The 26506-nt window shown below is 43.8% G+C and carries 25 protein-coding genes, 3 pseudogenes and 1 other annotated feature; of the genes and pseudogenes, 5 read left to right on the top strand and 23 right to left on the bottom strand.

Annotation, left to right across the window (positions count from 1 at the left end):
• Positions 1-3: 3 nt before the first annotated feature.
• Entirely contained in the window at positions 4-1503 is a 1500-nt protein-coding gene (locus tag MKX80_RS01815; protein WP_268342934.1) for an amidase, read from the bottom strand.
• 99 nt (positions 1504-1602) lie between these two features.
• On the opposite strand from MKX80_RS01815, the gene MKX80_RS01810 reads away from it, so the two are divergent.
• Positions 1603-2055, top strand: a complete 453-nt coding sequence (locus tag MKX80_RS01810; protein ID WP_154998040.1) for a GNAT family N-acetyltransferase — start codon at positions 1603-1605, stop codon at positions 2053-2055.
• Positions 2056-2085: 30 nt separating this feature from the next.
• Here the strand turns inward: MKX80_RS01810 and MKX80_RS01805 are convergent.
• Together MKX80_RS01805 and MKX80_RS01800 are read right to left on the bottom strand one after the other, a co-directional pair.
• Positions 2086-3215 (bottom strand): annotated as a pseudogene (locus MKX80_RS01805) (type II asparaginase).
• Between the two features lie 173 nt (positions 3216-3388).
• The gene (locus MKX80_RS01800) at positions 3389-4558 is read right to left on the bottom strand and encodes a M20 family metallopeptidase (RefSeq protein WP_154998036.1); all 1170 of its coding nucleotides are present in this window, start codon (positions 4556-4558) and stop codon (positions 3389-3391) included.
• Between the two features lie 125 nt (positions 4559-4683).
• Here MKX80_RS01800 and MKX80_RS01795 point away from each other — a divergent pair, with 125 nt between their 5' ends.
• Both MKX80_RS01795 and MKX80_RS01790 read left to right on the top strand, forming a co-directional pair.
• Positions 4684-6084, top strand: a complete 1401-nt coding sequence (locus MKX80_RS01795; protein ID WP_154998034.1) for a Na+/H+ antiporter NhaC family protein — start codon at positions 4684-4686, stop codon at positions 6082-6084.
• Between the two features lie 619 nt (positions 6085-6703).
• Positions 6704-7780, top strand: a complete 1077-nt coding sequence (locus MKX80_RS01790; protein WP_154998032.1) for a DUF4352 domain-containing protein — start codon at positions 6704-6706, stop codon at positions 7778-7780.
• A 10-nt stretch (positions 7781-7790) separates the two neighbouring features.
• Here MKX80_RS01790 and MKX80_RS01785 read toward each other — a convergent pair whose 3' ends face one another.
• From MKX80_RS01785 to MKX80_RS01775, 3 genes are all read right to left on the bottom strand, one after another.
• The gene (locus MKX80_RS01785; protein WP_268342935.1) at positions 7791-9872 is read right to left on the bottom strand and encodes a class I SAM-dependent methyltransferase; all 2082 of its coding nucleotides are present in this window, start codon (positions 9870-9872) and stop codon (positions 7791-7793) included.
• Positions 9873-9959: 87 nt separating this feature from the next.
• Entirely contained in the window at positions 9960-10700 is a 741-nt protein-coding gene (locus MKX80_RS01780; RefSeq protein ID WP_268342936.1) for a glucose 1-dehydrogenase, read from the bottom strand.
• Positions 10684-11100 carry a tautomerase family protein gene (locus tag MKX80_RS01775; protein ID WP_268342937.1) on the bottom strand — a complete coding sequence of 139 codons (417 nt, stop codon included), beginning with the start codon at positions 11098-11100 and terminating at the stop codon, positions 10684-10686. The genes MKX80_RS01780 and MKX80_RS01775 overlap by 17 nt, the downstream gene beginning before the upstream one ends.
• Before the next feature lie 109 nt (positions 11101-11209).
• Between MKX80_RS01775 and MKX80_RS01770 the strand changes: the two genes are divergently transcribed.
• Complete coding sequence (locus MKX80_RS01770) at positions 11210-12094, top strand: LysR family transcriptional regulator (RefSeq protein WP_268342938.1); 885 nt, start codon at positions 11210-11212, stop codon at positions 12092-12094.
• 72 nt (positions 12095-12166) lie between these two features.
• On the opposite strand, the gene MKX80_RS01765 is transcribed toward MKX80_RS01770, so the two are convergent.
• The 6 genes from MKX80_RS01765 to MKX80_RS01740 form a co-directional block, all read right to left on the bottom strand.
• Positions 12167-13537, bottom strand: a complete 1371-nt coding sequence (locus tag MKX80_RS01765; RefSeq protein ID WP_268310356.1) for a sensor histidine kinase — start codon at positions 13535-13537, stop codon at positions 12167-12169.
• Entirely contained in the window at positions 13528-14190 is a 663-nt protein-coding gene (locus MKX80_RS01760; protein ID WP_182069427.1) for a response regulator transcription factor, read from the bottom strand. The genes MKX80_RS01765 and MKX80_RS01760 overlap by 10 nt, the downstream gene beginning before the upstream one ends.
• A 21-nt stretch (positions 14191-14211) precedes the next feature.
• On the bottom strand, positions 14212-14982 hold the full coding sequence (locus MKX80_RS01755; protein WP_154998017.1) for a lantibiotic immunity ABC transporter MutG family permease subunit: 771 nt from the start codon (positions 14980-14982) through the stop codon (positions 14212-14214).
• Between the two features lies 1 nt (position 14983).
• On the bottom strand, positions 14984-15739 hold the full coding sequence (locus MKX80_RS01750; RefSeq protein ID WP_154998015.1) for a lantibiotic immunity ABC transporter MutE/EpiE family permease subunit: 756 nt from the start codon (positions 15737-15739) through the stop codon (positions 14984-14986).
• Positions 15736-16452 carry a lantibiotic protection ABC transporter ATP-binding protein gene (locus MKX80_RS01745; protein WP_216930694.1) on the bottom strand — a complete coding sequence of 239 codons (717 nt, stop codon included), beginning with the start codon at positions 16450-16452 and terminating at the stop codon, positions 15736-15738. The genes MKX80_RS01750 and MKX80_RS01745 overlap by 4 nt, the downstream gene beginning before the upstream one ends.
• Before the next feature lie 125 nt (positions 16453-16577).
• On the bottom strand, positions 16578-17645 hold the full coding sequence (locus MKX80_RS01740; RefSeq protein ID WP_216930692.1) for an SEC-C metal-binding domain-containing protein: 1068 nt from the start codon (positions 17643-17645) through the stop codon (positions 16578-16580).
• A 211-nt stretch (positions 17646-17856) separates the two neighbouring features.
• On the opposite strand from MKX80_RS01740, the gene MKX80_RS01735 reads away from it, so the two are divergent.
• The gene (locus tag MKX80_RS01735; protein WP_254115752.1) at positions 17857-18249 is read left to right on the top strand and encodes an RDD family protein; all 393 of its coding nucleotides are present in this window, start codon (positions 17857-17859) and stop codon (positions 18247-18249) included.
• A gap of 59 nt (positions 18250-18308) precedes the next feature.
• Here the strand turns inward: MKX80_RS01735 and MKX80_RS01730 are convergent, their stop codons facing one another.
• The 11 genes and pseudogenes from MKX80_RS01730 to MKX80_RS01680 all read right to left on the bottom strand — a co-directional run bounded on the left by MKX80_RS01730 (position 18309) and on the right by MKX80_RS01680 (position 26462).
• Positions 18309-18890: a DMT family transporter gene (locus MKX80_RS01730; protein WP_254115751.1), complete on the bottom strand. Its 582-nt coding sequence runs from the start codon at positions 18888-18890 to the stop codon at positions 18309-18311.
• A gap of 273 nt (positions 18891-19163) precedes the next feature.
• Positions 19164-19796, bottom strand: a complete 633-nt coding sequence (locus tag MKX80_RS01725) for a type 1 glutamine amidotransferase family protein (RefSeq protein ID WP_182069433.1) — start codon at positions 19794-19796, stop codon at positions 19164-19166.
• A gap of 75 nt (positions 19797-19871) precedes the next feature.
• Positions 19872-20834 (bottom strand): YafY family protein, encoded by a 963-nt coding sequence (locus MKX80_RS01720; RefSeq protein WP_182069435.1) that lies wholly within the window; start codon positions 20832-20834, stop codon positions 19872-19874.
• A 110-nt stretch (positions 20835-20944) separates the two neighbouring features.
• Positions 20945-21496 (bottom strand): annotated as a pseudogene (locus tag MKX80_RS01715) (site-specific integrase); the annotation flags it as partial.
• 128 nt (positions 21497-21624) lie between these two features.
• Positions 21625-21950: pseudogene (locus MKX80_RS01710) on the bottom strand (EamA family transporter); the annotation flags it as partial.
• 19 nt (positions 21951-21969) lie between these two features.
• Positions 21970-22131 (bottom strand): tryptophan RNA-binding attenuation protein, encoded by a 162-nt coding sequence (locus MKX80_RS01705; protein ID WP_154999490.1) that lies wholly within the window; start codon positions 22129-22131, stop codon positions 21970-21972.
• Positions 22132-22235: 104 nt separating this feature from the next.
• Positions 22236-22493: a binding site (T-box leader), on the bottom strand.
• 58 nt (positions 22494-22551) lie between these two features.
• Positions 22552-23067 (bottom strand): DUF2812 domain-containing protein, encoded by a 516-nt coding sequence (locus tag MKX80_RS01700; protein ID WP_216930690.1) that lies wholly within the window; start codon positions 23065-23067, stop codon positions 22552-22554.
• Complete coding sequence (locus MKX80_RS01695) at positions 23060-23443, bottom strand: helix-turn-helix transcriptional regulator (protein WP_268342560.1); 384 nt, start codon at positions 23441-23443, stop codon at positions 23060-23062. The genes MKX80_RS01700 and MKX80_RS01695 overlap by 8 nt, the downstream gene beginning before the upstream one ends.
• Positions 23444-23860: 417 nt before the next feature.
• Positions 23861-24613 carry a MerR family transcriptional regulator gene (locus MKX80_RS01690; protein ID WP_268304473.1) on the bottom strand — a complete coding sequence of 251 codons (753 nt, stop codon included), beginning with the start codon at positions 24611-24613 and terminating at the stop codon, positions 23861-23863.
• Between the two features lie 130 nt (positions 24614-24743).
• The gene (locus tag MKX80_RS01685) at positions 24744-25571 is read right to left on the bottom strand and encodes a DUF4885 family protein (RefSeq protein ID WP_326849650.1); all 828 of its coding nucleotides are present in this window, start codon (positions 25569-25571) and stop codon (positions 24744-24746) included.
• Between the two features lie 63 nt (positions 25572-25634).
• Entirely contained in the window at positions 25635-26462 is an 828-nt protein-coding gene (locus tag MKX80_RS01680) for a PPC domain-containing protein (protein ID WP_268342559.1), read from the bottom strand.
• Positions 26463-26506: the final 44 nt, after the last annotated feature.

Genomic DNA, 26506 nt, shown 5'->3' with positions numbered 1-26506 from the left:
CAGTTACAGACTGCCAAGCATCGGATTGCCTTTCATTCCGATCCATAAGTCTGATTGCTCTAATAAATGGGCGGTGCGAAGCAGCCAATGTTCCTTTCCTTTCGGAGCCGTCACTTGAACGCCCAGCGGCAAACCTTCATTTGTCAGGTGAACCGGGACGCTCATTGCAGGCTGTCCGGTTAAGTTGGCAAGCTGTGTGAATGGTGTAAATGTTAAGCTTTTCAAAAACATTTGATAAATCAGCGACTGTTGCTCACTTTTTTCCAGCTCGCTCACTTTCAGAAGCGCTTCGGCTTCTTTTTCTATATGGGTAAGCTCGCCGACCTTTGGAGCAGGGTAAGCCGTTGCCGGGGTCACATACAGATCATAGGTCTCATGAAACGCCGCCATTTGTGCAGCTGCTTGATCCCAGGAAGCAAGGCTTGCCGTAAATTCGGCTGCCGACACTTTTTTGCCCGCTTCATTCAACACCCATGTGACAATTTCAACGTCCTGAACAGTAATCGCTCTTCCAAGCGTTTTTTCCATTCCCAGGATCATCGCGGAAATTTCGCCGCTGTTCATTAAGTAGTAGTTCTCCATTAACCGGAGTCCATCAACGCCGTTCGTCTGCTCTTCGACATGGTGTCCCTGCGCTTCCAGCCATCGAACGGTACGGCGGACGGCTTGTTTGGCTTCATCACTGACAGGCGTTCCAACGGGTGATTCTACAGAAAATGCGATTTTCAAAGGGCGCTCCAACCCTTTTTTCATATCCTCTTCATAATGGCCTGGAAATAAAGGCGTTTGAAAAGCCGCTTCAGGCTGAACGGTTTGCAGAATATCTAGGAGCGCCGCGCTGTCTCTGACAGTACGGGACAGCACAAAATCGATCGATGCCCCCTGCCACTGCCGTCCGGCGCCCGGTCCTACAGGCGTTCTGCCCCGGGTCGGCTTCAGACCGAATAGCCCGGTAAAGGAAGCGGGGATCCGGATGGAGCCTCCCCCGTCGCTGGCCCCTGCAAGGGGAACGATTCCGGCCGCCACCGCAGCAGCAGAACCGCCGCTTGAACCACCGGGTGAATAATCGGTGTTCCAGGGATTTCGCGACGGCCCATATAATTCAGGCTCAGAAATATTTTTCAATCCGTATTCGGGCGTATTTGTTTGACCGAGAAATAAAAAACCGGCACCGCGCAATTTAGCGACGAAATTCGAATCGCGCTTTGGTTGATAAGATGAAAGCAGCTTGGCACCGGCTGTAAGCGGCTCTCCTTTCATCGCTTGGGAGATATCCTTTAAAAGGATCGGCACCCCGGCAAACGGCTGCTGTCTGATATCAAGCTGTTTGCATTCATTTTTGACTTGCTCTTTTCTCGTCCGAATGACCGCATTCAGTTCTGGATTAACTTCTTCAAGACGGGAAAAAGCAGCGTCGATTAATTCGTTCACCGTTACTTCCCCATGTTTGATAAGCTTAGATAAAGCAACTGCGTCATGCTTTATATAGTCAGATATATTCATATCAGTACCTCACCTTACTGTTCGCTTGTATTTACTATTGTGCATGAGCCTTTTGGGGATTTCAATGATTTCAGTTTAGATCAAAAGGAGATGAGTGAAATGAATATTCAGAGATTACATCCGGAACATGAGCCGCCGCTTGATTTACTGTTGACGGCAGACCCTTCCGAAAAACTGGTTAACGATTATCTCAAACGGGGACAGTGCTTTACAGCCGAAATCGACCGCCGGATTGCCGGTGTCTATGTGTTGCTGCCGACGAGACCTGAAACGGCAGAGCTCGTCAATATCGCCGTCAAAGAGGAGCTGCAGGGAAAAGGAATCGGCAGACAATTGGTTATGCATGCGATTGAAACGGCAAAATCTCAAGGATTTAAGACGATTGAAATCGGAACCGGGAATTCAAGCATCGGCCAGCTGGCGCTCTATCAAAAATGCGGATTTAGAATCACCGGCATCGACCGCGACTTTTTCCTGAGACATTACGAGAAACCGATATACGAAAACGGCATGCGCTGCATCGATATGGTCCGCTTAGCGCTCGACCTTTAAAAAAACCGCCGGGATCCCGGCGGCTTCTCGTCAATATTCTTCAAAATAGGACTGGATCTTTTTCGGATCATCTGTTTTGGTCAGCGCCAGCATCAGCAAAATCCGGGCTTTTTGCGGGTTCAAAGAGTTGGAAGCCAATATGTTTTCCTTTTCAAGATCAGGGTTGGGCGTGACGACCCCGCTGCCCGTGCGTGTGGAACGGACGACTGCCGCCCCTTTTTTCACCGCTGTGATTGCCCCTTTTTTCGCCTCGTCGGAGACTGAACCGTTTCCGCTTCCCGCATAGATGATGCCTTTCGCTCCCGCCTTGATTGCAGCGTCAAACAGATGGCGCCCGTCGTTTTGATACCCGTATATAATGTCGACTTGAGGAAGCCGATTAATCTTGGAAATATTAAAATCTGTATCTTCCGTATGCTTTTTCGTGATGTCATTATGAAAATAAATGTCGTCAGCAATATTGCCGAGGTAACCCATTTCTTCCGACTTGAAAGTATCAGGAGCTGTCGTATGGGTTTTCGTCACATACCTTGCAGCAGCAATCCGGTCATTCAGCACCACCATGGTTCCTTTCCCGTGAGCTTCCTTGCTCGCAGCGACCTTTACGGCATTGTACAGATTGGCAGGTCCGTCGGCTCCGATCGCTGTGGAAGGCCGCATGGACCCGACCACAACGACAGGTTTATCGCTTTTGAGGACGAGGTTTAAAAAATAAGCCGTTTCTTCCAAAGTGTCCGTTCCGTGAGTGACGACAATTCCATCGACATCATCGGAAGCTAAAAGCTTCGCTGCGCGTTTGCTCAATTTCAGGAGTGTTTTGTTGGTCATATTCTGGCTGCCGATGTTTGCCACTTGTTCCCCGCTGATATTCGCGATATCCTTCATTTCCGGAACGGCTTCGATGAGCGTATCAATCCCGACTGCACCCGCTTTATAATTGGTCGTCGACGATTTGGACTGATTCGCTCCGGCAATCGTCCCCCCTGTAGCTAAAATTCTTATGTTGGCAGGCTCTCATTTCCTTGAGCAGTCTTAGCTGACGCAGTTTCTGTCTCCGCCCGGGCCTTTGTTTCATTTCGAGATTCGTTTGAACCGGAGCACCCGGCATTGATCAAAAGCAATAAGCCTAACACAATAAATAACATTCGTTTTTTCGTCATGTTTTGATCTCTCCCTGCTGCGAAATCCGCTATTTATATATGTATTTTCTCTTTCCTCCTCTCTTTCATACCAGTTTAAAATGCATGTATCCGCTGTCTATTCATATGTTAGATTTTCTTCTGCGTTTTTTTGCATTAAAAAAAGGGAAACCCCGTTTCCCTCTTCTGACCTTCTATTGTTTTAAAAGGTTGAATTCTTCCTTTATTTTTTTCAGCAGCTTTTCATTGGTGAGTACATCATATGCGGTGAATGCCATAGATTTTGCGCCGAGCATCAAGCCTTCGAACCCTTGGCTGCTCATGGCCGCCTCCCGAAACTCGGGTGTGTGGCACGCGTACGGCTCATCGCAAATTTGTACATAAGGATGAATGGAAGGTGCGATCTGGCTGACATTCCCCATATCAACCGAACCTCCTCCGTCCGCTTTTTCATGAATCGATTCGGGGTCGACGCCCAACTCAATCATGTTTTGTGTGAAAGCGTCTGACAGCGTTTCATTTGTTTTCAAATCATCGTAAGACAGCTCATAAAAAGAGCTCTCAAGCCGGGCTCCAGTCGCAAGCGCGGCTGCTTTTGCACAATTTTTCACTTTATCGAGCAGTTCATTGACATAAGCCCGTTCCGTTCCTCTGACATAAAACTGGGCAACCGCATAATCCGGCACAACATTTGCCGCTTTCCCTCCCTCCGGAATAATCCCGTGAATCCGGGCATCAGGGAGAATATGCTGTCTGAGCGCATTAATGCCGTTGAATGTCTGAATGACGGCATCTAGCGCATTGATTCCTTCGTGAGGTGCTCCCGCCGCATGCGAGGCCTTTCCAAAGAATTCGAATTGGATCGCATCCATCGCCAGCGATGTCCCGCTTTTTTCATGCCTGCAATACGGATGAACCATCATAGCGGCGTCCAAGTGATCAAAAACCCCTTGTTCGGCCATGGTTACTTTTCCGCCTTTCGTCTCTTCCGCAGGCGTTCCGTAAACGTACACTTTCCCTCCGCACGAGGCAATGACTTTGCTGATGCCGATTGCGGCGCCGACTGCCATCGTGCCGATCAAATTGTGCCCGCAGGCATGGCCAAGGTCAGGTAATGCATCATATTCAGCCATGAAACCGATGGAAGGGCCGGGACGGCCGCTGTCAAACTCGGCCGTAAACGCCGTCGCAAGATCGCATGTTCCTAATTCCACCTGAAAACCGTGTTTTTTCAGTTCCTCGGACAGAATCTTTGAAGCTTTGAATTCTTCGTGCCCCAGTTCAGGATGATTGCCTATATACTGGCTGATATGCAGCAGCTCTTCACGAATATTTTCGATCTCTTTCTCAATTTGTTTTTTCATAACGGTTCTCCCTTCTCCATTACCGAAAGTTCTTTTCCAGGGTTGACAAAGTAAAGCTCATATCCTCAAAATGTTTAAATATATAATTCTATGAATATTAATACATTATAAAGGAGACGAACGGAATGAGCAATGGCACTCCCCAGAAAACAAAACTGCACTTCCCTCATACTTATGCTTTGATTTTTTTCATTATCATTTTAGCTGCACTGGCTTCATACTTCATTCCATCCGGAGAATTTGAGCGGGTTGAAGAAGACGGCCGAACGGTTATCGTACAAGGGAGCTACAAGCAGACTGACGCCGGCCCGGTCGGTTTTTTCGAAATGTTTAAAGCCATACCGGAAGGCATGATTCAATCGGCGGATATTATTTTTTACATCTTTTTAATAGGCGGAGCTTTCGGCATCATCCATCAGACCGGCATGATTCGTGCAGGTGTCCATGTGCTGGTACAGCGTTTGAAGAAACGCGGCTTCCTCCTGATTCCCGTCACCATGTTCGTCTTTTCCATCGGAGGCGCAACGATCGGTTTGTCTGAAGAGACGATTATTTTTATTCCGATCGGAATCGCTGTTGCAAGAGCGCTTGGCTATGATTCTATGACCGGACTGGCGATGATTTCCCTAGGCGCGGCTGCAGGATTCACCGGTGGCATGTTGAACCCGTTCACAGTCGGAATCGCACAGACAATTGCGGAAGTCCCTGTGTTTAGCGCCTTCGGTTATAGACTGGCCGTTTATGCCGCCATGCTCGGTTTCTCCATTTTTTATGTGATGCGGTACGCCCAAAAAGTCAAAGCGCACCCAAATACAGGTTTGATGTATGGAAGCGAAACAGAGATGAATGAAGAGACTGCCGCAGGACACGCTGACCTTTCTTTCACTGGAAAACATGGCCTCGTCCTGCTGATTACAGCATTGGGCTTCGGCATCAATATGTTCGGTGTATTTCAATGGGGGTGGTTTTTAAGCGAGCTGTCGGCCGGGTTTCTCATCATCGGCTTTGCCGCCGGCCTTGCGGGAGGACTCGGCATCAACAACACCTTCCATTCATTTGTCGACGGCATGAAACAGGTTGTATACGGAGCTTTGATCGTCGGCTTCGCCCGTGCCATCGTCATCGTATTGGAAAACGGACATATTATCGATACGATCATCAACAGCCTTGCTTCAGCAATCAGCACGCTTCCGAACGAAATAAGCGCCATCGGCATGTTCGCCGTGCAAATCGTGATTAACACATTTATTCCATCCGGAAGCGGACAGGCAGCCACAACGATGCCGCTTATGGCGCCGCTGGCCGATTTATTGGGGTTCGAACGTCAGATTGCCGTATTCGCGTATCAATACGGAGACGGAATCACCAACTCAATCATCCCGACCTCCGGTGTATTGATGGCTTCACTGTCAATCGCAGGCGTCCCTTATGAACGCTGGGTCAAGTTTGTCTGGAAGTTGGTCGCAGGCTGGATCATCATCGGTGCAGCCGCGATTGTTATCGCCATGATAATCGGAATTAAGTAAAAATCCGAGTCTCCAAATATGCAGCCGGGGCTCCCGGCTGCATTCCCCATTTATGCCTCCATCTCCCTGACCATAGAAAAGCCTTAAACCATCAAAACCGGCGTTTCTGCGACGATTGATCTACTAAATTTTAAGCTTAGGTTAAGGAAACCCGGAAACGGGACTTTTTATCTATCATGCTCCAATTTCAAAATTCATCAACAAAAGGACTGATTCCAAACAAAACACTTATATTTTTTACCTGCTCTGACTTGTCTTGGCCAAAGCAAAAAATGGGTAAACCTCAATTCAATGCACCGAATTGTAAGTCATTAGTTTTAGTCTCTTATTCCTACCCAAAGTTTGAAAACATGCCTAATCTTGCAAATCATTGACCAAAATTAGTATTTAACACCTATTTATTATTGATTCTTCAAACCTTAAAATGAGTGATGTTGTTTCTGTTTTTTTAAAGAAACTAAGGAAAAAGGAAGAATTATAATCAAATTTTCACTGTTAGATAAATGAAATGACCGGGACTTGAGTAAGGTTTGTCCCGATGAAGGGCCTTTATACCCTGACCATCTCATTCTTTTCATTTACATAACATTGAAAAAAATAATAAAAAAGGAGACAGACCATGCGAAGTAAAAAGTTTTTTCTGATGATGCTTTTGATGATTGTAGCAGTCGTGTCAACAGCCTGCGGAGGCAGCAAAAGTGCGAGCGAAGAGAAAGAAGATACGAAAAAAGCAGATAATGCAGAAGTTAAAATACTAAGCTCCGAATATACGCTTCCGGATGATTCATCAACAAACCTGCACGAAAATGAACTTATACTAAAGATCAATGTTTCCGTGAAAAATACAGGGAAAGAACCATTAATGGTTGATAAAAACCAATTCAGCCTTTACGAAGGCGACTCAAAAATGTCGGACGTCAGCGTATATGATGAAAGAAACAAAAGGCTTCGCTCTTCCACGCTGAATTCCGATAAAGAAGTCGACGGAAATATCTATTACATCGTTGAAAAAGGCAAGAAGTTTCAGCTTGAATACACTCCTGACATGTACGGTGAAAATAAAGCAGATCCTGTCAAATTCGAGATCGACGGCGGCAGCGACGATTTGCTGAAAACGGCCAAAAAACTTGAAGATCCGGCAAAAGCTTTGCTCGCTTACACAGATGTAACGATTTTCGGCAAAGACAATGATAACTTTGATAAACTGGTCGACGAAAACAAACGTGAAGTCGTTACCGATTACCTTGAAGGCGCTCAAAAATCAATCGTTCGCTCTTTAGGATATTATGATGAAGAAGATGTGGATAAAAAGAAATTGAATAAACTGATCAGCGCCATCCAAAACGCTTATCAAGAAAAATCTCAAGTCAAAGCAGTTACAAAAACAATCTCAGGCGATGAAGCAACTGTTGAGGCAACCGTTACGCCAATCGATAATACAGATGTCCAAAAGAAAGTGAAGAAAAGACTGGAGGACTATGTGAAAGACAGCGGCAAAAACTTCATGTCCAGAGATGAATTGATCAATCCTGCGATTGACATCATGAGTGAAGAAATCAAAAAAGCACAGGCGACTTCAAGTGAGAAAACCGTTGAAGTCAAGCTTGAAAAATCAAAAAACGACAAATGGAAAATGGATGCTGATAATTACAAGACCGAACAATACTTCTCAAGCTTCCTTAAAAGCAACAACTAAAAAAAGCACCCTAGAGGTGCTTTTTTTCAATTACAATAAAACAAGTGCTGTCCGGCAGCGGAACACGCCGGCCGAGCCGGTCTGTCAGCTCGATTTTAGGGTAAAGGTGTTCTTCATATCCTGCCTGCACATAGTGTTCAAACACAAGAATGTTCGCACGTTCCCCTAATTCTTTCCCGATACAGCGGCGGAATTCAGACGGCGTAAAATAGCCGAACTGCTCCTGCACTTCATGCGGATAGGCTTCTTCTCCCCATGTATATGTATAGAGGAATTCCATCGCATCATTCACAAACAGTACAGCCGCATCCTTTTCAGTCTCAAGAATTTGCACCTTTCTTCCTTTAAAATCATGGACATACCGTTTCAAGAATTCCATTCCATCCGGGTCTTTAAAACGAATCCGCCGCGTCTCCTCTTTGTTTTCGGTCATGATTCCGTCCCTGATGATGATTCTGCCTCCCGGCTTCAGAATGTCAAAGGAGCTTTTTAACGCTTGGGCAATGACGAGATGATTAAATTTTTTTCCTTCATATGGAATGTATGAAAACAATTCGTGCAATATCGATGAAAATACGATGGTGTCGACGCTTTCCTGTTCAAAGTACTCAGGCAGGTCCAATGCATCAGCCTGTTTCACATGCCACGGCTTATGTTCGCGCACTTTTCTTTTTTGGAGCTCCTCAATGACATTGACGGAAAGGTCGATTCCGATGACCTCTGCTTCAGGATGCTGGTCTGTCAGCAAATCAAGCATTACGCCGCCTCCGGCTCCGATGTCGAGCATTCTTTCTCCAACAGCATAATCGGCAATCTTCTTTTTATAATCTTCGGCACCGTTCATGTCAGACAGATAAGCCGCTTCATTTTGCAGCCGGTCAAACGAATCCTTGCGAAACTCAAAAAAATCATAAAGCAGCACGATCGCCCGTTCATATAAAGGCGATTTCTCCGCTTCCTGGCAAAATTCAATCAGCTTCAGCCCTGCCTGCGAAAATGAAAACGTGACACCGACAATCTCGGACGGATCAAACGGCTGAACAGCAAACGAAACGTGTTCATTTACAGGCACCTCGCCGTAAAGCAAATCGCTGATTGACATCTCTTTTAAGCACGCTTCGATAATCCGTTTTTTATAAACATTTATATGCCTCACACCCTGATAATCGCGGTACATGTCCTTCATCAGTGGCTCAAAGCTGATGTGCTTGATTGATAAAGGGTTGACAGAACGAAGCATGAGCAGAAAGATTTTGACAAACTCTTCAAAACTGAACGATGACAAGGCGGATTCCACATACCATAAATCAATCCGCTGAAAGAACCGTCTCAGCGTATCTTCCGCCGAATGTTCCCTCAAAAAGCGCTCGTACTGGCTGCTGTCTTCACCGGAATCGAGCGCTTGTCCCCGCAGTTTTCTGATCCTTTCCGCAAACGGCCAGTCTTTGTTTCTTTCACCTGTGCAGATTTGGCCGATTACCCGGTTCACGTCTCGTTCAATCGAATCCCAAAGCGCCGGCGAAACCCCTTCAATGATACATTTGTTCAGAACGTACAAAACCCGCCTGATGTCAATGTGCTGAAGTTCGGATGCTTCAATCCAATCGATAAGAGGAGTGAATTGGCGATACCTTGTTTCCCCGCGGATATACTGTCCGACGAGTCCATGCGTCAAAATCAAAATATAAATGAGTTTCTCAATAGTCTGCCGTTCCGGCATGTACGCCTGTCTTCGATCAGCATAAATCTGTGCCGACCCGATATTATGGATCGCAAGCTGAAAGCCTTTCTCACGCCATTCCTTTCTTTTATGAGGCTGGCCGCACTTAGCCGCTTCACTCCATATGAGAACCTCTTCAATGATTTCTTTTTCCTGCTCAGGAATGTCAGCTTTCTCCAAAATGGAGAGCGTCTGTTCAACATAAAGAAAAACGGGATTCTGAGGCATATTCTCCAGCGAAGAAATCCGCTCCAGATTGACATTTTGCTCTTCAGTTAAAACGAGATACTTGAGCCATTCGGCATCCCGCAAAACGTGATAATCCCCGCTTTTTACTTTTTCAATGGCTTCTAACGATTGTAAACGCCTCATACGTTCTTCCCTCTTTTTTCTATTTCGATATGATTTATCATAAGGTAAATGGTTTCATATAGAAATAGGATAATAGGCTTATAATCGCTATAATGTTTGACCGCAGTCCGCCGTTAAAATTTGGCCTGTAACTGTTTCTTGTTCGAGCAGCGCACAAATGAGCAAGGCGATGTCTTCCGGTTCTGCTATCCGCTCAAGCGGGAGCTTTTGGCTGAGCCGTTTCATTTTCTCTTCGTTCCCCTCCCACCATCTCGTCGATACCGCGCCTGGTGCCACACAGCTGACTCTAATATCAGGGGCAAGCGCATGCGCCAATGATTTCGTCAGACCGTGGACCGCCGCTTTTGATACGGCATAGGGTAACGAAGAACCTGAACCGGTAAGCCCGGCGATGCTGCCGACATTTACAATGGCGCCTTGTTTATTTTGCTTCATAAAAGGTGCCGCCGCTCTCGCACAATAAAACATCCCTTTGACATTTACCTCATACAGTTCATCCCAGACTTCTTCAGAAGCCCCATCCAAGTCATCAAGCTCAATATGCCTGGTGATGCTTGCATTGTTGACGAGCAGATCGACGGTACCGAACTGGCGCACCGCCCGATCAAACATGTCTTGAACTTCACTGACCTTAGAAACATCGGCTTTAACCGCGAGCGCGCGTCCGCCTTGACTTTCAATCATCCCAACCGTCTCTTCAGCCTCCGCTTTGGAACGCGAATAATTGACAACAACCGCTGCGCCTCGGTTTGCCAAAGCGAGCGATACCGCTCTGCCGATCCCTGTGCCGCCTCCTGTGACAAGGGCTGTTTTATCTTTCATTTCCATTTTTCAACACTCCCTTTTCAACTGATGCAAGCTGTGCTGTTCCATTCCCAAACGACCAGTTCTCTTTCACGTTTTCAGCCGCAATGATCATGACGTCCTCTTGGCGGATGCCGGCGTTTTTTTGTAAACACTCTGCAATTCGTTGATACAGAGCCAGCTTTTTTTCGATCGGTCTCTCTTTCATTGTGATGTGAATATAGATCAAATCCTTCGTCCGTTTGATGTTCATATAGCTAGGATCGAAAAAGAACTCTACCTCATCGTGCTGGGTGATGACCTGAAAATAATCGTCTTCCGGAACATCGATCGTCTCCGTCATCGCCTGGTGAACCGACCTGCTGATCCGGCGAAGCTCTTCTTTTGATCTTCCTTTTAAAAGATCCATCCTGACAAATGGCATATATTCATTCCTCCTTTGTATTGTTTAATAGTGTATAACGGTTATATCATTTTGTATAATTGAATCATTTGAATGATTCATTCAATTTTATTGAACTTGAGGTGATGGGATGGATTTCAAAACGTTAAAGACGTTTCATAAAATCGTGGCTTGCGGAAGCTTTAACCGCGCAGCTGAAGAACTGAATTATGCGCAGTCCACGGTCACAATGCAAATTAAAAAGCTCGAAGAAGACATCGGCATTCGTTTGCTCGAGCGGGGGAAAACATTCCGTCTGACTGAAGCCGGCAGGCTTTTTTTTGAAGAAAGCAGACATATTGTCAAGGATATGGATCACCTTCAACATCATATGGCCGACTTATTGCTTGGCGAAGCGGGAAATATCCGTCTGGGAGCGGTCGAACCGATCGCGAGCTGTGAATTACCGCGGATTTTGGGGAGATTTTTAGCGGATTATCCAAAGATCCGGGTCTCCGTAGATATCGCCAACTCGTCGGCATTGGGGGAACGGCTGGTTCAAGGCAGCCTGGATCTTGCCGTCTGTTCGACTCCGGCAATGGGAACTGATCTTTATTTTGAACCGCTTTATGCTGAAGAGCTTGTAGTGCTGCTCCCTGAAGGACACGCCGCCAGAAACAATGAACGCATCGATCTGAAGGATATTAGGGAGCATCGCCTGCTGATCACGGCCAACAACTGCACCTACCGGAAGAAAGTCGAAATCGCGTTTCAGGAGCTGCCGGGGAGCCAAATGAACACGATGGAGATCGGAAGCATGACCGCCTTGAAAAACTATGTTGCAGCAGGACTCGGCGTGGCCCTGATTCCGAAAAGCATCGTTTCCCCTCCTCCTCCCGGAACGATTGTCCGGTTCATCGCCAATGACCCGATTAGCGTAACCTTCGGCATCCTTTGCAAAACCGCGGCGTTTCCGCTGAAACAAACCGGTGCAAAGCTGTATCAATATTTGAAACAGGAGCTGGGAGAACCGTAAAAAACCTTCCGGCTGATGTCGGAAGGTTTGGGATTATGACATGATGGGATATGGAATGATGATGATCTGGTCTCAGAGAGGGATGCTCACTTGCACCTGTCCGCCTCCTGCTTCACCGTTTTTAATCGCTAAATCGCCTTGATGAAGCTTGACAACACGAAGCGCAAAGGTAAGTCCCATACCGTAATGTCCATTCGATGTCCGGCTTTTATCTTCCATATAGAAAAGCTCGGCAGCTTTCTGCAGGCCTTCTTGAGAAAATCCTTTTCCGCTGTCAGTGATTGTGAAAATCAGTTGATCCGCCGTACACACAGCTTCAAAATCGATTCTCCCGCCTTCTGGTGTGTGATCTGCGGCGTTCGTCATGATGTTCATCAACGCTCGATGAAGCAGCTGTTTGTCAAACACTGCTTTTTTTCCTTCAAGGTTTTGTTCTTTCAACACAATGTCAATCGATTTGTTCCCTATGTATGCTTCAGTGTCATTGAGAACACTTTCGACTAGCGCTTTCACAGCACCTTCTCTGTATTCGATATTTAATGCTTCCTCCGTTTTTGACAAATGGATTAATTGGTCAATGTACTGATCGATTTTTTGCCCCGCATTAAGGATGTATCTGATATATTCCGACTGCTCTTGATTTTGCGGTGATAAGCTCAGCAACTCCGCATTACCTTTAATAATGGTCATTGGAATTTTAATATCATGAGCCAATGCGCCGATCTGTTCTTTTTTCGTTTTCTCTAAATGCCACTGGGCGCGGAGGGAGGCTTGGAGGGCATTCCTCATGTCCATCAGGGAACTGATCACATGATCAAATTCCTCAATATTCGAGAATTCCGGAGTGAAATTTAAATTCTGTTTTTTAATTTGCTCAGCGATGGTGTTTAATGTTTGAAAATGATCTTTTAACCTGTTTGCAAATCGGGTTGTCACCGTAAAAACGACCGTAATTAAAAGAAGAATAATGATGCATATGCTTGTCAGCTCATAGTTCGGGAGAAGTCGTCTCAGCAAGGGAGACCGAAACTCAGCACGCAAAGGATACTCCAATACACAATACTCGTCTTTGCGTTCGATGATCATATAGCCTTTTTGACTTAAGGTGACATACGGCCTGCTTTCTATTTTTTTCCGTACAATCGAAAGATTCGTTTCTTTCATGTTTCCCGCTGTCTTTTGTTTCGACTTTTTATCAAGTATGGCGTACAGCATCGTATCGGGTATCATGTCTTCCGTTATCCGTTCAGCCGATTGAAGCCTGGGCTTAAGCTTTTCAGCTTCGATTTCATTGTAGTTGGCAGGATAAAACAGCCCTGCATTCATTCCTATCATATTGATCAAAACATATAAACCCGTGATCGCGATCAGGCAGAGACTCAAAGTGAGCATATATTTGATCAGTTCTCTGCGCAGCGTCTTTTTTTTACGGATTATTCCCATCTGTACCCTACGCCCCATACCGTTTTGATCGGATCTCTATTGTGTTCTTTGCATTTTTTCCGAATCGTGCGGATAAATTCGGTTATCGTGGAGTATAAAGCATTGCCTTCCAGCCCGTATACATGCTCATAAATTTCTTCTCTTGTAAAGGTTCGTCCTTTATGCTGAGCCAACAGCTCACATATTTTAAATTCATTTTTTGTTAAATTCAGCTTTTGATCATGAATAAATACTTCTTTGCTGTCAAAGTGAAATAAAAAACCGGAAATCACCCGTTTAGTCTCGTGTTTCTCTCTTCTCTCCCTTCTCAAGTGTGCATTTACTCTTGCACTGAGCTCAAGAACGCCGAAGGGTTTTGAAATATAGTCGTCTCCTCCAGTCAAGAGGCCTTTAACGATGGCCTCTTCCTCCGTCTTAGCGGTGAGAAACAGGATCGGACAATCTACCAGCGGCCGGATTTTCTCGCATAATTCAAACCCGTCCATCCCCGGCATCATCACATCAAGCAAAATTAAATCATACCCTGAAAACACGTCGAGAGATTCGGCGTTAACTTGACTTAGCGTATGAACTTGATGCTGATCGCGGCGCAAAATATTTTGTATGAGTACAAGAATATCTTTCTCATCATCTACTGCCAAAATTTTCGCCACTTGCTGACCACCCTTTTTTCATTATTCATAAGCTTTTCTTCCTTCCCAGCGGATAAACCAAATGATGCTTAGAGCGAATACAGCTATTATAGCAAATACCATGACGAAAGCCCCTTGCTTGATTTCCCCGTATAGAACAGAGCGCAGAGACGGATCAATTTGGACAAATCGGTCAATCCCCTTATACCCTGCCAGCCTGATTCCCCATGCCCAGGGATTATATTTCCAAATGACATCGCCCAATCCCGTATTCATCAGGGCTGTCATCAAAAGGCCTGCCCCGCCTATTAAAATCGAAGCCCCCATTCCGAATGTACAGCTGATCAAAAAATAAATGAAATAAAGTGTGACGCTTCCGGCTGCCAACCATGCCCCAGCCTCAAAAAAAAGAGCGTATGTCAGATTTGGTACATGAAAAAAAACTTTGAGCCCCAATAAGTAGAGTCCAGTAGCCAAGAATAACGCACAAATGTTCATGATCAGAAGCAGCGTGACTTTACTTAAATAAGCCGTTAATTTGGGCGCCGTGCCGCCCAACAGCACTTGAAAACGGCCTGCTTGCTCCTCTAATGAAGCCGTCATTCCGCACACAATTCCAATCAGAAGCGGCAGTGCAATCGCAATTGCTTCAAAATACGTGCGGTATAATTGATACGGATCATGTTCTCTGTTATAGAAATAAAGCAGAAAAACACCCGCACAGATAACCGGAACGGTCAAGTGAAGCCAAATAAAAGATGTACGCTTTGTTTTTTGAAAGTCAGCCGCCAGGCATCTAAAAAATAACAACAAATCAAACCGCCTCCCGTTTAGATTTGCGATTAACGGCAGGGGAAAAAGACCGCCTGGTCAGACGCGCCAAAATAGCAAATAAAACAACAGATAGAACAACAGCCGGAGGAACGACTGCCCAGCTCGTTAAAGGATCGCCATTCTCAAGAGGCACACCGTTTGGGTGGATGCCAATTGTCGGGCACATGACCCTGATCGGCCAGCTCCAAGGATTCAGCCACCAAAAAGGGCTTGATGCCGACATGATGCCCAACACGATACTGCCAAGCATATTGAACAAAACGGCAGATATAAACCCGTACTTTCGCGCTATCCATAAACAGATGGGGATCTCCCATAGTGTCGTGAGCCAAAGCAGCAGATTCGCGGCAATGACTGTCAAATGAATGCTCGAAAATTGAGGAATGACAAACTGCATCCCAACCATGAATCCTAAAAAAACAGCTTGAGATGCTAAAGAATAGAGCGCAATGACGCTTATTTTTGCATACCAAATCTGATGCAAATGTACAGGAGAAGAAAAAATGCCGTTATAATTCGACGCTTTCTTTTCTTTCTGGTGTGATAGTGCACAAAACAAGGCGATCATGACCGGCATCAAGATGACAGACCACCAATTATACGTGCCTGCTACAAAAAATCCCGGATTCATTAAAAAGGCGAAGCAAATATTAATCAAAGGCACAATGAAGATCATTTTTCTCGAAAATGTTCTTTTAAACTTCAGGTTTTCCGCTTTTACATAATATCCGATCATTGTTCTCCGCCCTCTTTCTCCCGCGTTGATTTGACAACATCCATAAAAAGCCGCTCAAGATCGTCTCCCTTATTGATTTTCCCCTGATATCCGAGATACCCTCCGCTGATAATCCCGATATGGTCTGCGATCTGCTCGACTTCCGACAAAATGTGGCTTGACAATATGACCGTCATCCCTTGCTCGGGAAATGATCTGATCAGTTCCCTCAACTCTTGTATACCGATCGGGTCAAGACCGTTAGTAGGCTCATCAAGTATGAGTAGTTTAGGGCGATTTAAAAGAGCGATGGCGATCCCCAGCCTCTGCCTCATCCCCATAGAAAACTGCCCCGCCTTTTTCTTTCCGGTATGATGCATATCAACAGTTTTAAGCACCTCTGTTATTCTCGCATCCGGAAGACCCAATAATGTGGCATGCACCTTGGCATTCTCGTAGGCTGTTAGATTATCATACAGAGGCGGGGATTCTATTAAAGAACCGATGTCTTTTAATACAGACCTTTTCCATTTCCGTCCCTCAAACAAAATGTCCCCGGCAGACGGATTTAAGATTCCGGTTAAAAGTTTTAAAGTCGTTGATTTTCCTGCTCCATTCGGTCCAAGCAGTCCGTAAATACTGTTCTTTTTAACTGACAATGAGACGTCTGAGACCGCTTGCGACCTTCCAAACTTTTTTTGAAGATGCCTTGTTTCCAATAGAATTGTACTCATCATAATCTCTCCTTGTTTGATCTGATCGGTACCGATATCTTAAAATATCTTTCTCAAGATTTAATCAGAATCAAACGCAAAAAACCTTCCGGTTCCCCGGAAGGTTGGCAGTTGTGTGAGCTTTTTTAAGAAGGCATAAGCTCAAGATGATGTTCAAGTTCATCCTGCAGGACGGCTTCAATATCTTTAAAACGATTCGATACGGTCGAAGCACTGACGCCGTATTTTTTTGCAAGCTTTGCCTGGGATATCGATTTTTCCGATTTGGAGATCGAATTGATAAAATACTCCAAAGCAGCTGCAAAGGCTTCTGTTTTTTTGATGACCGGTGCTTTTTTGGCACAATACGATTTCCAAAGGCTGACGGCCCAGGACACAAATGGTTCAGAATGTCCTTCGTCAAGCATACCTTTCTCAAAAACGAGCGCTGTTTCTTTTTCCATCTCATTGGCCCATTCGATGTCTTCCGACCCTTGTTCAGACGGTGCATTCTCTTCCTGCCGGCAAAGATGCATTAACACATGATGAAAATCCTCTCTCATCAGCTGTTCTTTCGTACCGCCTTTTTCTGTAAAACGTTTCAAAGCCTCGCTTAGCCTGTTTTTGAGAGCATCCGCCATTTTTGCAGGATAAATGGTGAATTGTAAGAAGAACTCGGTATGGCTTCCGATCTTGATCGGAAAGCCGAGCACGTACTCGCCTACAAAAGGCCCCTCCCGTTTCACATTCATCCTCACGGTAAGCTCTTCATTCGTTACAGCATCCTCAAAGCGAATGCCGCCATCTGTTATATGTTTCACACGCAGCAATGCAGGTGAGAGGTCTTTCCACGATTGAACGGCTTCCTTTGTCTGCGATCTGATAATCGAAGATCCTTTTTTCTGTAAAAAGTCTTCAAAAATCGTCAATCCTCCATCTGCCAGCGGACGGGCAAATACTCCCCACACGCCCAGGTTAAAAACACATATCTTTTGTGCAGACTGGTCCAAGTCTGACAGAAAAGAATACTGATTGAGAAATTGATCGATTGTGTCTTTATGTTCTGTAAAAGCGAATTCCATGACGTCTTTCTGGATTTGTTTCAGTTCCTGCACCGCGACAGCCGGAAACGCTCCCTCTGCTTTGCCGCAGCATTTTTTATATTTCAGCCCGCTGCCGCAGGGGCAAGGCATATTTCTTTTTACTTTTCCCACGTTTAAACCTCCGTATCTTATACTACAACTTATTTATTTTATCAAAACTTTCAGGAGGGGGAAATCCGATAATGAAAATCAGTATGATTTAGCTGAAAAGTAAAATTTTACAAAAGGGGTCAAAAGATTTATTTAAAAACAGAAAAAAAGACTATAAAATGGTTAACGTTGTGTTTTTATCATCCATTTATAACAGAGGATGTTATACATATTGCAATACGCTGGTTTTTGGGTTAGAGCGGGTGCATTGTTGATCGATTGTGTATTGGCGGTCGGATTACACTTTTCATCCGCACTGATATTCGGAGACGGGTCTCCTGAAGTTGCTGCAGCAGCCCTGCTGATATACGTTTTGTATCCGCTTTTGATGCCGCTGACAAAGCTCCAGAGTACGATTGGAAAAGCTATTTTTAGAATTCGCATCGTCTCTGATGATACGGGCCGACGGATTAAGCTTTGGCAGGCTTTCGTGCGCTACATCGTCTCATGGGTGCATATCGTCTTCAGTCTGCTCTATTTAACCGTCGTTTTTTCAGGAACGAAACAAGCCGTCCACGATTTCGCGGCTAGAACATATGTCATGAAAACGGCCGACACGGAGTAAATGACCTTTATACATTTAAGTGCATAAAAGCAGTGAAAAAGGGATATGAATCCCTTTTTCTATTTCCGGTATTCCAGCAGACTGATGGTCAGAAGCACCAGAAAGCATCCCAGCCACTGAACGGGAGTTAAACGTTCGTTTAAAAACAAAACACCTCCGAAGATGGTGAGGACGGGGCCGATCATGGAAATGACGGCCCCCCGCTCCGCTCCTATCCGCTTAATGCCTTCCAGCATGAATAAAAAGGGAATGACCGTCGTCACCGCCGCAATGATCATAAAAAAACCATACATTGCGGGAGAATAAGAAAGCAGGATTCCCGGCTGTTCTCCAGTCGCGCGAAGCAGCGCATAACCGGCCATCGCAAGACTTGCCGCCGACATTCCATAGGCATTCATCCGAATCCCGCCGATTTGACGGACAAGTCCTCCCGACACAACAAGATAGACCGCATAGGCAACAGCGGACAATAAGATCAAAAAAGCCCCTGACAGGTTCGCATCCAATGCTTGCATATCCCATCCGCCGACAGCCAAGAACAGCCCGGCATTCACAAGCAAGATGGCAGCAAACGTTTTACCCGAGATCATTTTTTTATTTACAAAGACAGTTATCATCAATACGAACATGGGGTAGCTCATCACAATCATCCGTTCAACTGGATCATATCAAGAGTAAAGTGAAAAAAATATTATCACAGCAACCTCTTTGCTTTGACTACATGTCTTCAAAGTCGGCATAATTAAATTACTTATTTTGTGAAAAACAGGCAAAAAAATGAAAGATCAAGTTGCATTTATACTGCTTTTTAAGGTCTTTATTTTAAGTTATATACAAGAACCATGCTTTAGACATCGTCTAAAGCATGGTAATTATTTAAACTAATATTAAACTGCTAAGTTGATTTTTTTAGCTCATCTACTTATTGAGTCCATTAACTGGAAAAAATATTCGGGTTTATGAGTCTTATTTAGGTTATACCACGAATGCAATGTATCTGGTGCAAATACATCTAATTTTTTCATTACTTCCATCGTAAATTCCAGAGGAGCTACTCCTGATGCAGTAACCAAATTCTCGCCAGATACTACAGGTTTCATCTCATAAAATTTTTCTCCTTTATAATTAGGACAGACCATTTTAATATACTCTAAGTCATTGCTTGTATGCTTTCTAGAATCTAGATATCCAACATTCGCTAGTCCCTCAGTTGCACCACAAATTGCAGCAACAATAGTGCCAAGCTTTAAAGCCTCGCCAATTTTTTTCAAAATAGGTTGATGAATAACTTCTCCCCAAGTATTCCCTCCAGGTAAAATTATAAGATCTGTGCCTTCAAGAATACACTCATTAAGGGAAATATCTGGTTCTATGCTCAGTCCTCCCATTGTAGTAATAATTTCTTTATTAGCTCCTACTGTAATTACTTTTAAAGGTGCTAAATCTTTTTTGAAATATCTTCCTGAGTTTAGTTCAGCAATTAAATATCCATATTCCCAGTCCGACATTGTATTAAATACATAAAGAAAAACTTTTTTTGTTTGCATTCAATAACACTCCAATCACGTTTAATATAGCCAAATATAACATAACTTCCCTGACACCTAGCGTCAGGGAAGTTATCAAATTTGATGAAATTTTATTAATTCCGACAAAACTTCAACCAGTCTTTTCTTAAGACTGATTGGCTCAATAACTCGAATAGATTTACCGTACGGTAAAAGTAAATAAGGTACATATGTATGTATCATATCTTTCTCAAGGAGAAATACTGCTTGATTTGAAGTTCGATCTTGTAAATAATTTCCTAAAAACCAATGTTGGCAAATATCACCCAATGCCCTTTTATCTCCATTAATAACCAAAGAAATAATCCCTTCCTTATCTTCTATTGTTGGAACAAGGTTTTTCATAAAAAAGTCACGTGCTGAAAAATTTTCTGGTCGGTTAAACTTATTTTCGGTTAACATTAGACTTTCCATTCGATCTACTCTAAAACTACGGATATCATTCCTAAGATGACAAAATCCAATCACATACCACTTATTATTCCAATAAATAATCCTGTACGGATCCACCAATCTATACTTTGATTGCCCTTCGCCACTTTTATGGTATAGAATTTTTACAGAGTATCCGTCAGCTACGGCCTGCTCCAACTCCTTCAAAAAAGGTTCCATAGCGAGGGAACTTAATCGACTTATTACTTCAAGACTAGTTAAATGTTGATTTATCTTTGTTTCCTGCTCTTGATTCGAATATTTTCTTAGCTTTGAAATAGCCCTATTTAGTGCTTCACCTCCATAATATCCCGCTTCTTCTGCAAAAATAGCAGCGTGAAATAGCGAGGTTTGCTCCTCAAAATCAAAAAAAAGAGGAGCTTCAATAAAATTGTTCAATAAAGTGTATCCACCGTTATGTCCTGCGTCTGAAATTATAGGTACACCACTTATTGAAAGTGTATCAATATAACGATATACAGTTCTTATATTCATCTCTAACTTTTCCGAAATTTGTTTTGCAGTAATTTTTTCACCTGAACTAAGCATCCATAGAATTGCTAGTACATTGTCAATTTTAGCCACAGAATCCACCTCTATATGGAAATGATTTTTATTTTAATTCACACTAAAAACATTACCTATTCATTGAATTACTATTTAAATGTAGGAAAACCGAAAAAGCTAAAACAACTTGTGTGACACGCATCAATTATTGCTTTAACTTGTGCGTGTTCTAATACTTGTACAAGTTTCTTTTTGACCCTAAGCTTTAAAATATTTTTTTGATAAGATTTACCTTTAGAAATATGGTTAAGAAACCCCTTGAAATTTATTACACTTGATTCTTTAGTCATATCTATAGCTTTAAAATCTCCTGTACGATTTAAATACTCTAAGAAACTAGTTACAGCATTAAGTATGGCATTAACAGATGTTTCTTCTTTTTTAGCCTTCTTTGATTGTAAATCTATTACCTTTACCTCTCCCGTTGGATTTCTTAACCATCCCACAAAGTTTGACATTTCCTCGAATTTCAAATCTTCTAATCCAATTCCTCTCTGGCTCATAAATTCATAAAACAGCTTGAGAAGATAACAATATGTTTTAATCGTATTTGGCGCTTTCCCCGTATTATCCAAGTACTTTATATATCTCTTAACCGGTTCTACCACTTCAAAATTTTTGTCTAGTAGTATGTATAATGGATATGATTTTTCCTCAACAACTACTTTTTGAACTTTCATTTCTCCACCACCTTTAAATACCTTAACTACTATAAATAATAACTATATATATCCATTAGTTAAAGTATTAAATTAAAAAAATCCTAAACTTTGAGTACTTAGAGTACTCTAGTTTAGGATACTATGTTTATGATTGCAGAAACATCGTGAAGGCCGATAAAATCTAGCAATGGCGACAGAAAAAAACAAAGCAATCCGGCCGCATAAGCTTTTAAAATCTCCGCTTTTTCAGGCTTAGCCGGAAAATCAGCCAAAACAGCGGCGCCGCAAATAATTGCCGGTACAACAGCACCGCTTCCGGCTGTGCACCTTGTTCATAAGCCCATTTGACAAAAATGGATTTTGAAGCAAAACACATCGTCCCAAAGACCATAAAAACGACCCCGGCCGCTTTTCGAACACCGCGTTGAATATAGCCGCTCTGCTCAGCTGTACTCTTCTCTGCTCGACTCAACTCTAAACACCCGTCCTTTTTATTCGTTGATATGTTTTTTTATAAAATGGAGCAATGTGCTGCCCTGCGCCGTCAAAATCACGCCTTTTCCCGAACATTTTGGACAAGGCTTCGGCTCTTCTCTTCCGCTTCCATTGCAATTTGGACATGTCGTTTCCAAATCGTCCGTTGCAATCACCATTTACCATCACACCTCCGTTTCCGTTTAGATTATGATGCGGCCACTCCGGCCATCCTTCCTCCATGGCCACCACCTCCTTAAAAAAATGCAAAAAACCCCCGTCACAAAAGGACGAGGGTCTCGCGGTACCACCTTTATTAATCGTATAAACGATTCGCTCGGAACATACGGAAAGGGAACAGTCAGCCCTTTCGATACTCTTCTCTTGATAACGGAGAGAACATCCCGACTCCGCCTACTACCCGTTTCAGCGAAGCGATTCAGAAGCCCATTCGGCATCAGAAGGGCATCGGTTCACACCAGCCACCGACTCTCTTAAACCCCTGTTCTGACACGTACTTGCTCTTCCTCAATATCGTTTAACCGTACATGATTTGTAAAAAATATATTACTCTGAAAATTAGCGGGTGTCAAACAGCGTCAAATTCTTGTTTTTTTACGAACCTTTAATATACACACGATCAACAAGCACAAAACAAAGAGATTGAATGCTTCTATCCAATAAAAATATCCCGGGATGTCTATGATGAGAAGCGGAAGTCCCGAGCTGAGAAATACACTGGCAAATGCAGCATACAACACTTTTAGTAAGCCATTATATTTTTCTGCTTCAGATTCACGGTCTGTATAAATCACATTTGTTTGAACTTGACTCGGATCAGCCGCAAAGTAATGCCAATTTAAAAACTGTGTCACATGCTTCCAGCCTGCATCCTCATATATATGAATATATTCTTCCTGATCCAGGTTTGATGTTGTCTTATAGTCGAGCCGATATACTGTATTGCTTGGTTTTGTCTTTTCAAATATATAGAAAAATAAAAAGAATGACTTTAACATCCATCCTTGTTTTGCCATCTCATTCAGCCAGTTCTCTTCCTTCCGGTCTTGCCAAGCAAGAAAAAAACGGAATTTTCGCTTTCTTTTTTTACTCATGACTTGTAACTCCCTCTTTTTGAAAAATAGATTGACTGACCGTCACTATTTTGGACAGACGTTTAAATTCGAGTTGAATCACCTGCCATCCTTCATTCGTTAAAATATACTGCTTTCGCCGATTATCGCCGGTTTCCCCTTCCTTTCTAATCAACCCCTGCTTTTCGAGTTTGCTTAATGCACCATAAAGAGTGCCAGGCCCTAGTTTGACCTCTCCCTCGCTCATGCTCTCAACCCTTTGCATAATGCCGTAGCCATGTAATGGTTGAGTTAATGACAATAATATGTAATATGTAGCCTGCGTAAGCGGTAAATAGCTTTCCGCCGTTTTTTTCCTCACTTTTCGCACCTCATTATTAAGTATGGCGTTTTTCATTTATATATCTCATGAGCAGTACAACACCTATTAGATTGAATATGATGCTGCCGCTAAGAACTAACCCCCACAATACACCGTTTATCCCTGATAAAATCACTAGATTTAATAAAAGAATTCCGCTCAAAACAAATAAAATCCCGGTAAGGTATGTATTCAAATCATTTGCCTCCTTATTTTATATCGTCTTACGATATATCGACTAACGATATAATAGCATATTAGACGATTCGACACAAATCAATCACAGCAATTAGCCTGCAAATCATTCGAATGTTGTCAAGATGCACCACCCCTTTCCAATGGGGATGAGCAAGAACTCCCTCAAGTGAGCGCAGGCTACTGTGCAAAAGAAGCGAAACCTAAAAAAACCGCCTAAAAGGTCATTTCACAACCTTATCAGGCGGTTTCCAGCGATTATTCCTTATTCCTGTCAGCAAACACCGTCATGGCGTCGCACATAAACTTCGCCAAGCCGGCGCCGTATTGATCGATGTTTTTCGTAAAGCGCTCGTCAGCCACATACATTTGTCCTAGACCTTTGAAAGCTTCAAGCGAATAGCTGTGGCCGGTGTTATTGTTTAGAAAGTCGTACCATTCCTTTATAGCTGCTTGCGCTTCCTCTGAGTCTGGGGCGCCTTCTCTGAGTGCGGCAATTTTTCTGTAAATGGCGTCATATTGCTGTTCCATCTTTTTTCGTTCACCTTCGGACATGGATTCGATATAGGCCTTCGATCTGTCGACGGCTTCATCTCCCCAGCGTTCCCGCGCTTCTTCCTCATACGGGTTTTGACTGAAATCAAATCCCGCGAATTTTTCCTCGTTTGTCATGTTGATTTCTCCTTTCGCAAATTGAATCGTTTTATCGATTGTCGCAATCATTTGATCAAGCCGGCTTCTCTTCTCCAGCAACGCCTTCCGATGGAGCTGAAGCGCCTCATTCCTGTCAAATGAAGGGTTCTCAAGAATGCTTTTTATCTTTTTTAAAGGGAAGTCAAGCTCTCTGAAAAACAGGATTTGCTGCAACTTTTCCAGATCGTCATCTGAATACAGCCGATATCCCGCTTCGGTTGTCTCCGACGGAGCTAATAATCCGATTTCATCATAATGATGCAGTGTGCGCACACTGATGCCGACTAAATCGGCTACTTCCTTTACTTTCATTTTCATCCATCTGACCTCCCTTTGATATCGACTATAAAGTATCCCGCAACGTGAGGGTCAATGCGAAATTTGAAATTTTTTTCACGAATTTTTTTATACAAACAAAAAACCCGGCAAAATTGCTTTGCCGGGTCTTTTAAGAATTGTTCAGCAAGACTTCTTTAAGAAACGGATCATCCAGCCACTCGTTCAGCTGGCCCGCGGAGAATCCTTTTGATACATTGAGATCGATGAGCGTTCCGCCGGAATAGCCGAAAGAAGCCGATCTGTCCGCAATTGTGTCAGGCCCTTTTGCCAGAACATTCTTCAGCTTCTTCAGCATGTTTTGAAAGCTCTTCTCCATGTCACTTTTCGGGTCTTTAGCTGCTTCAATCACTCGGATGAGCTTTTCATTTCCGCCTTCAAGCTCTCCTTTTTCATCCAAACTGACATCAGCCAAAGACAGCCCGGCGATCGTTTTCAAAAACTCATTCACATGCCATTTTTCGTAAGCTTCTTTATCCAACGGCGTTCCATTTTGTTCACCGATCAGTTCCGCATGGCTCAACAGACGCGCACCGAACCGTTTATCGCTGTCGTTTAAAACAGCTTCGATCCGGGTTCTTTTTTGTTCGTCTTCCATGCCTTCAACTGTAATCCGGTTATTTCCGTCAACATGCAATGTCAGATGTTCGCTTTCGGAAAGGGAAATTCCGTTCTCCCGCAGCGCCCCTTCGATCTGGCTGTTCAAACGCTGCCTGTCTACATAAAGATTATAGATCTCAAATTGAACGCCGTTCATTTGTGATCGTAATGACGGTGCATTTTTTTGAGCCGCTTCAGCCTGTTTGCTGATGGAGAGTGTGTCTGTTTGCCTGACGGGCATCCTCTTGGAACCTCTAGTCTTGGCCGGCATCTCCGCGGCAGCAGGCTTCATCATCTGCTCGGAATAAAGCGAAAGTTTTACCCTGTCTCTAATATTCATGGGAGCTCCTTTCATGCCAATTACATCCTATTACTTTTTATATCGGCCGGGATTTGGATCTGTTTACCAGCCGTATGTTGAATCATATTGATAATTGATCTTTAGCTGCGGCGATCTCCACGTTGAACTGCTCCAAGCGAGCGAATAGTATCTCACATTCCATGTCGTTTTGACCGGAAGCGCAAGTTCAGGCTTCAGATCCGGAAACAGTGTGCCGCCTGAAACTGATGTGTGCCAAACGCCTTCTTCCTTGTTCAGAACTTCCCTGTAGGTGTGTCCGAGACTCGGAGAGATTGATCCCTCGGCGGAAACGCTTTTCACAATCGCCCCTTCGGGAATGGCCGAGACATTGGCAAGATTGATGGCGGCAACCGGAGAAAAGACTCCCTGTCCCGGGCTTGAGATGGATGACGGAGACAAATTCGCCGTATAAGCACCGCTCTTCATTCTGTCGATAAATTCAAGTCTGTAAAATCCCCATCCGTCATATGAACCGTCTTTAGACATGACGACCACAATGTATCGGCCTGTCTCCGGAACATCCAAGCGGATGATTTCATTTTGGTTTCCCGTTCTTTCAGAAGATCCTACTGCGGGATAGCCGTAAGCATCTTTAAATAAGTAAAGATCATAGTCAGTATTTGCGGGGATGTTCTTTAGGTGAATGGCAAGCTGTTCTCCCTTTGCCGCGTAAAATTTGTAATAATCTTTATCGCTTTCGCTGTGAATCGTCGCCGAAATCGTCTTGTATTTCCACAATCCTAAATCGTAAGCCTCAGCGAAAGAATTGTTGGGTTCATACTCATCTTCGTAAACATTTGCCGAAGCCGAAAATGCTGGAATCGCCATCAAAAACAAACTGAACACAAACAGAAACAAACTTTTTTTCATTTGTCCTTGCCTCCCGTTTATTCATCACCATAAAGGAACTCCCT

The organism is Bacillus sp. FSL K6-0972 (assembly GCF_037976035.1).
Lineage (GTDB): Bacteria > Bacillota > Bacilli > Bacillales > Bacillaceae > Bacillus > Bacillus haynesii.
Note: the sequence above shows the minus strand (reverse complement) of the source record. Positions and strands in the feature narration are given on the sequence as shown.